Raw genomic sequence first — 6,088 nt, 5'->3', positions numbered from 1 at the left:
ACCACAAGACCCGCCAGCCCGTCACACGATCACTGGTCGCCTACGACCACTGATCATTCGGAATGACTCATCTAGCGAAAGATGCACACGAAGCCTCCCCGGTTCAGCCTTGCCTCGGTCTAGGACATGCTGCATGCGGGCGTCGTCTCGCCGTTCTGGATCTCCTACTCATGGACCAGTCGGCTCGATGCACTGAGTTGGTACCGATGGACCTGTGTCACTACGTCGCTGTTAGCTGCCGGATCGGCGCCACCATCGAAAGTGAGCAACCGAGCCCATACTGCGACTCCCGGCACATCAAGGGGCTGCTCCCACCCGCCGGCCGGGGTGCGTCCGAGGAACGCTCGTCGTATCCGGTCGGCCAGCCACTCGGCCTGGTCAGTGCGGGCGGCGACGATCGTCACCTGGTACGTGAGGTGGGCGTCCTCGGAGGCGTCGGAGAACGGCGCGCCGTCGACAGGTCCGCCCAGCGGGTAGAGGACGCTGTACGGGAGCGGCGCCGGTGTGCCGTCCACCAGCGGAAGCCCCCCGACTCCGCAGGGCCGACCGGTCGCCGCAGTCAGCATGGTGCACACGGCGGGCGTCAGGGGGGCGCGGTCGATCACTCGGTGTCCCGGGTGAAGTAGGCGGCGGCCGGTCCCTCGATGCTGAGCACTCCGTACCGGCACAGCCCGAGCGCGTCCCACTCGCTCAGGCCCGGGGTGGTGATGACCGACAGGGAGCGTTCGCCGTCCACGTCCAGGACCTCGGCAACGACGATGGCGCGGGACAGGATGCCCCGCTCGTGTCCGCCCAGGACTTCGGTGAGTACCGTCTCTACGTCGGTGGCCAGATCGGTCACAGGGCACGCTCCACCGCAGCACCCAGGATCCGGGCGACCACCGGCCCGGACGCTTCGACAGCAGGACCGACGTGAGGGAACGGGGGCTGCGCGTACCGGCGGCCGAGACTGTCCGTACCGACGAACCCGTACTCCAGCCTCCGGGCCTGCGGAGCACCCGAACCGATCTGCGCGACGAACACCGCGCCGGCCGCCGTCACCTCGGACTGCCACGAAGCCCGGTACCGGCCAGTGATCACCCTCGGGCCCGGACGGCCGGAAGCCCGCTGCCGGATCGAGGCCACCAGCAGAGCCGCACTCACGCGGGCCGCAGCCTCCGACTCCGACCGCAGAGCCAGCCCCTTCTGATCGAAGAGAGCCGCGAGCGCCGCCGGATGGTTGAACGAACCCTTCCCCCGACTCACTGGGCGCCCCGGTTGCGCTGCTCCAACCACACGGTCCGTAGCACCGGGAACGACGACACCTCGCCCAGAGTGGTCACCTCGTACGAACGGCCCTCGGCCTGCTCGTCACGAGCCTTGACCACCAGTACCACGTCGTGGTCCTCCAGCTCCGGCGCCGACAGCGGCAGCAGCAGCTTGTACCCGGCCCTGATCTCCTCGACCCACGCCCCGTCCTGGCCCCGGCTGCGGATCTTCTCCTGCTGCGGATACAGCCCGGCGTTCCCGTCGTGGACCACCAGCGGCGGCCCGTCGATCAGCTGCCCGGTCTCCGGGTCGAGGACCTGCTCACCGACATCACGCGTCACCTTCACCGTGTCCGGCATCAGGTGCCGCTCCGCGAAGCGAGCAACCCCAGCCTGGTCAAGCACCGAGGGCCCACTCCCGGAGCTGTGCCAGCAACCCGCGGGTCAGCTCACCAGGCCGGCCATCAAGGTCATCACGGTTCAGCACAGCCTTGTCGAGCTTCTGTGCGTCGACGGCGTCGAGGAAGCCGATCACGACGTGCCTCAGGTCGGATGGCTCGGCCATCACCTCGGCCAGCCCGTCGAAGCCGAAGCCCTCCCAGCCCGGAGTCAGGTACAGCGTGATCTCGGGACCCTCGTCCACGGTCTGCGTGATCCGGTAAGCCTCCACAGCCCCCGCCACGTCCTGCCCATCGACCTCGATCACGGCCGACTCATCCGGACGGGCGGCTATACGGACACGGCGGGGCTCGTCGAAAACGCTCATGATCTGGAGCGTAGGTGTGCGAACGGGGCGCCTACGGCCAGCTCTCCAGGCGGTCTCGCTGACCGCATGGACCGTCTCGTTCGCTGCCGTAGCGTGAGACACGTCCATTAATCAAAGCTGGCTGCTGTGCTTATCGGACCCGAGTGTCCCGCCCCTCTTCAGGGGGGTGGGACACCGCCGTTTTCACCCTGGGCGGCGCGGAGGCCCTGCCCGTTTCCTCTTCTGCCCGTTACGCCGTCTCAGCGGCCTGGACGCCGTGCAGGATGCCGTGGGCTCCGGCATCCTGCCCTAGCGGCCGCACCATCGCTGGCCGTTTCCGGGCTATCACGCGAAGCGCCCGGTCCAGGCACGAGGCTCTCGCGGTCCCTGCGGCGCTGGGGCGCTGGGGCGACGAGATGATCGGCCTGCCCGAGAGGCGAGTTAGAGCGAGCCGACGACCTTGCGTGGGGTGACGCGGACGACGACGCGCTCCGCGTCGTCCTTCGACGCCGGGTTGAAGTCCGCGTAGTCCTTGCCCGTGTACTTGCGCGACAGCGCGTCGATCAGCCCTTGACCGCCCTCCGTGGTCATCGTGGCCGAGCCGCGGACCTCCGCGTAGGTGTAGGGCGCGTTCGCCGGGTTGATCATGACCGTGATCCGAGGGTCGGCCCGCAAGTTCTTCTCCTTGCGGCGGCCGACGGTCGTGGAGACCAGCAGGTCGTCGCCGTCCCGGGTGAGCCAGGTGATCGTCAGCTGCGGGCTGCCGTCCGGCTGGATCGTGGCCACGGTCGCGAAGACTGGGCTGTCGTCGATGAGCTTCTTCAGGTCGTCGGAGAGTTCGGCGGTCACGGCGTGGGTTCCTTCCCTCGGCTGACTGCTGTCCCCGGACCGGCTGCCGTCGGTGGAGATCAGCAACGGACAGCCTGCGGAATCGCGGCTGCCCGCGGCAAGCTCCGCCGCCCCCCGTGCCGAGCCGCGCGCCGAGGGTCGGACGTTCCCGATCCGTGGCGCGCCGGGGCCGCCGCATCCGGCTCGTCAGATCTAGGGGCTTCGGACAGTCCACTCGCCTGGCCGAGTCCGGACGCCGCACAGGCATCGCCGAGGCCATGCCTGCAAGGTTTCTGCCGTTGTTTCCTTGGCTATCGGTCAAGCGCGGGCGGGCCGTTCCTCCTTCAGCGACGGGGGCGGGCGACGAGTTGGACGCACAGGATGACTTCCGCCGCCCCCGCCGGTCCGTCGTCGGGTGCGGTCTGTGAGCTGAGCTGGGCAAGGCGGCGCTCCAGCGCAGCCACGTTCGAGGCGTGGTCGATGGTGGCGATGCCGTTCACGGTCACCCGTAGGGGCTCGGCGAGTAGAGCGGCGATCCGTGCGTGAAGCACCTCGTCGGCGACGGCACGTGCCGAGCCGAGGCGCTCGTACCGTTGGGTCAGGTCGACCGGATCGGTGTCGGGGCCGAGCTGGGCCGTCAGCCAGTGAAGGACATCGGTGTGCACGAAGCTCCTGTTCGTACGTAGGAGGCGGGGAGGAGCGGTGTGCTCCTCCCCGCCGAGGTCAGGCTGAGGGGGCGCCCTTACGGGCGGTCTTCGCCTTCGGTGGCTCGTCGTTCTCCCAGCAGCTCGGGTTGGTGATCTGCTCGGCGATGTCCGGGTCCGTGACCTCGGTGCCGGCGGTCAGCACGAGCGGTACGCGCTCCACCGGATCCAGGACGTGCACGGTCGCGGTCAGGACGCCAAGGGCGTGGACGGCCGCGCTCACAGGACGGTCGCCGTGATGTGGCAGTCCGGTGCGGCCAGCACCGGCATGGCGACGGCAGCGCCCTTCGTCCAAATCTGCACGGGGTCGTCCTGCGCACCGCGGGTGATGATGATGCCCGGGGCCTCCTCCCGTTCGATCTGCGCGCCGGTGCCCCGGGACAGGGCCAGGGACTCGGCGGTCGTGCCGTACTGGGTCTGTCCCCACTTGGCCCGATCCGGCGGAAGTAGAATCCACTTGTCCTCCGGCAGTACGCGCTTGGACACGTCGTCCTGCCAGACCTGCGCCTTGTAGAGCGTGATCGGCGGGAGCCCGTACGTGCCGCGCACGCTGTTGACCTGCTCGGGGGTCAGGACCGACGTCGGGGTCTGCGCGCCGGACGGGGTGCCGTGGTACGCGGCCCGGTAGGACCCGTTCCCCGCGAGGTGCGACCACGCCCTTCGGGAGGTGAGGACCATCTCCGGGGCCGGGGCGCCGATCGAGTCGAGGTAGTCGATCCAGCGCAGCTCGTCCGCGAGCGGGTCGGACGTCGGATCGCTCCAGGGCTTGGGCGCGGTCGGCATGTTCGCCGCCGGGACTCCGTAGTCGACTTCGACGGTCAGCCCGTTCTCGCCGGCGAGGGAGAACTTGCCGTCGAGGAGCACGTCACCGGCGGCCAGCTCCAGGCGGGAACGGATAGCTTCGACATGCCGTTCGACATCGTCGTAGAGCAGCTCGACAAGCCGGTCTTCGTCGGCGCCGCGCGCCGCGTCCAGGAGGAGCTGTTCCATCTCGCCCACCAGGAGCTTCTGGCCGAGCGCGGGCAGGGTGCCCTCGGTCTGCGTGGCTTCGGCCTGGCGCTTCGCGAACGGGACGCTCGTGTCGTACGCCCGGTAGGAGGCGGTGTTGACGCGGCGCTTGGAGTTCCGGATCCGCCACTTCACGTCCTGGACCTGCGTCTCCGCGAACACGGTCTGCGTCAGGAGGAAGTCGCCCGGGTTGGGGATCGAGCGCGCGTACACGGTGAGGTCCGCGACGGACACGCCCTTGAGGAGGTCGCTGATGCTCATCAGCTCACCGCCAGGAAGCGGAGCTGCGCGCCCGCCGGGTTCGCGGCGATCTTCGACGGATCAATGCCGCCGGGGATCTTCGCCGTCTTCACCGTGCCGTGCCAGAGCAGGGCGGCGGGGACCTTCACGGTGCCCGGGGTGAAAGCGGCCTCCGCGTAGACGAGGCCGGCGAGGACCTGGCGGCCGTCGGTGGCCGCAGGGTCGTAGGCGCCGTACAGGCCGGATGCGGTGATCCGGCCGACGGGCACGCCGGACCGCACGAAGCCGTGCGGGGCCGTGGCGGTCGGCTCGGAGTAGTGGGTGCTCTTGGTGAGCTTGGCCAGGTCGAGGGTGATCGTCTCGGTGGAGTCGGTGCCGTGACGGGAGGCGAGCCAGTCCCGGTCAGCGGTCACGGTCACAGAGGTCGTGTACGGCTGTATCAAGCCGCTGTCTCCTGTAGTGCTGGAGGCGACACGCACACACCGGAGTTGGTGGAGCGGTCCACGAGGACAGAGCGGGGCGTGGTCCCCGCGGCGGGCAGCTGTCGCTGCGCGCGGGCTACGAAGCCGGGGGCAGGATGCCTCGGCGGCGTGCCATCGCGAGACCGGCAGAACCGGGCTTGCTGGTCTGGCCACCCGGACGGGGCGGCGGCACGGACGCGGGAGATCCGCCCGGCGCCGGCGGGATCGCGTCGGGGGTCTTGGGAACGGTGGTGAACAGCTCGGGGCGCCGGTTGCGGAGCTCGCTCGCGGCCTGGGCCACAGCGGTGTCGTCCGCGTCATCCAGGACGCGCAGCAGGGCCACGGCGTCGTTGAGGTCTTCGCCCGTCGCACCGAGCCCGGCCAGGGTGGCCCGACGTGCGGCGTCCCGCTCGCGGGTGCTCGCTGCTACCTCGCGCTGGATGGCGGCTGCCTCGCGGGCATCTAGGTCCTGCTCGCGGCGCTGGGCTTCGGTGAGCTGTGCCTTTTCGGCTTCGCGCTGCTGGGTAATGAACTGCTCCAGCTCGCTGGCCGAGGTGAAGCCCAGCTTCTCGACGAGCGCACGGGCGCCGGACCGCTGCCCCTGATCCTTCTCGCGGGCCATCAGCTGCTGAAGCTGCTGCTGGTCGAAGGAGACCTTCGCCGCGGCGTTGGACGGGTCTTCGGAGGAGGCGCCGAGGATCGGGAAGATGGGGCGGCCGTCGCGGCGGTAGCCGAGGACGGCACCGGGATTGGGCATGGTGCGGGACATCAGGACGTGCAGCTCCTCGACGTCCCCGCGCCATCAGCGAGTCTACGTACGCCAGCGTGACGCCCTGCGGCTTCCTCGATACCCCT

Annotated in this window: 10 protein-coding genes; all 10 read right to left on the bottom strand. The window is 69.7% G+C overall.

Annotated features, from left to right (window positions below):
• Positions 1-601: 601 nt before the first annotated feature.
• A complete protein-coding gene (locus NLX94_RS38110; protein WP_254387884.1) occupies positions 602-841 on the bottom strand; it encodes a hypothetical protein in 240 nt (79 codons plus the stop codon).
• Positions 838-1,143 (bottom strand): HK97 gp10 family phage protein, encoded by a 306-nt coding sequence (locus NLX94_RS38105; protein ID WP_254387883.1) that lies wholly within the window; start codon positions 1,141-1,143, stop codon positions 838-840. Before NLX94_RS38105 ends, NLX94_RS38110 begins: the two co-directional genes overlap by 4 nt.
• Before the next feature lie 98 nt (positions 1,144-1,241).
• Positions 1,242-1,652, bottom strand: a complete 411-nt coding sequence (locus tag NLX94_RS38100; protein ID WP_308402653.1) for a DUF6093 family protein — start codon at positions 1,650-1,652, stop codon at positions 1,242-1,244.
• Positions 1,645-2,013, bottom strand: a complete 369-nt coding sequence (locus NLX94_RS38095; RefSeq protein WP_254387881.1) for a hypothetical protein — start codon at positions 2,011-2,013, stop codon at positions 1,645-1,647. Before NLX94_RS38095 ends, NLX94_RS38100 begins: the two co-directional genes overlap by 8 nt.
• A gap of 420 nt (positions 2,014-2,433) precedes the next feature.
• Entirely contained in the window at positions 2,434-2,841 is a 408-nt protein-coding gene (locus NLX94_RS38090) for a PPOX class F420-dependent oxidoreductase (RefSeq protein ID WP_254387880.1), read from the bottom strand.
• A gap of 323 nt (positions 2,842-3,164) precedes the next feature.
• Positions 3,165-3,485 carry a hypothetical protein gene (locus NLX94_RS38085; RefSeq protein ID WP_254387879.1) on the bottom strand — a complete coding sequence of 107 codons (321 nt, stop codon included), beginning with the start codon at positions 3,483-3,485 and terminating at the stop codon, positions 3,165-3,167.
• Between the two features lie 58 nt (positions 3,486-3,543).
• Positions 3,544-3,747: a hypothetical protein gene (locus NLX94_RS38080; RefSeq protein ID WP_254387878.1), complete on the bottom strand. Its 204-nt coding sequence runs from the start codon at positions 3,745-3,747 to the stop codon at positions 3,544-3,546.
• A complete protein-coding gene (locus tag NLX94_RS38075; RefSeq protein ID WP_254387877.1) occupies positions 3,744-4,793 on the bottom strand; it encodes a major capsid protein in 1,050 nt (349 codons plus the stop codon). The genes NLX94_RS38080 and NLX94_RS38075 overlap by 4 nt, the downstream gene beginning before the upstream one ends.
• Complete coding sequence (locus NLX94_RS38070; protein WP_254387876.1) at positions 4,793-5,191, bottom strand: head decoration protein; 399 nt, start codon at positions 5,189-5,191, stop codon at positions 4,793-4,795. The genes NLX94_RS38075 and NLX94_RS38070 overlap by 1 nt, the downstream gene beginning before the upstream one ends.
• A 139-nt stretch (positions 5,192-5,330) precedes the next feature.
• On the bottom strand, positions 5,331-6,002 hold the full coding sequence (locus NLX94_RS38065) for a hypothetical protein (protein ID WP_254387875.1): 672 nt from the start codon (positions 6,000-6,002) through the stop codon (positions 5,331-5,333).
• Positions 6,003-6,088 lie beyond the last annotated feature (86 nt).

This window comes from Streptomyces sp. TBY4, from assembly GCF_024213195.1.
Lineage (GTDB): Bacteria > Actinomycetota > Actinomycetes > Streptomycetales > Streptomycetaceae > Streptomyces.
The sequence above is the reverse complement of the archived record's forward strand: the minus strand, read 5'-3'. Positions and strand labels throughout refer to the sequence as shown.

Excerpts from the sequence above, each read along its gene's own strand:
- NLX94_RS38095 (WP_254387881.1), bottom strand. The coding sequence starts at position 2,013 with ATGAGCGTTTTCGACGAGCCCCGCCGTGTCCGTATAGCCGCCCGTCCG.
- NLX94_RS38075 (WP_254387877.1), bottom strand. The coding sequence starts at position 4,793 with ATGAGCATCAGCGACCTCCTCAAGGGCGTGTCCGTCGCGGACCTCACC.
- NLX94_RS38065 (WP_254387875.1), bottom strand. The coding sequence starts at position 6,002 with ATGTCCCGCACCATGCCCAATCCCGGTGCCGTCCTCGGCTACCGCCGC.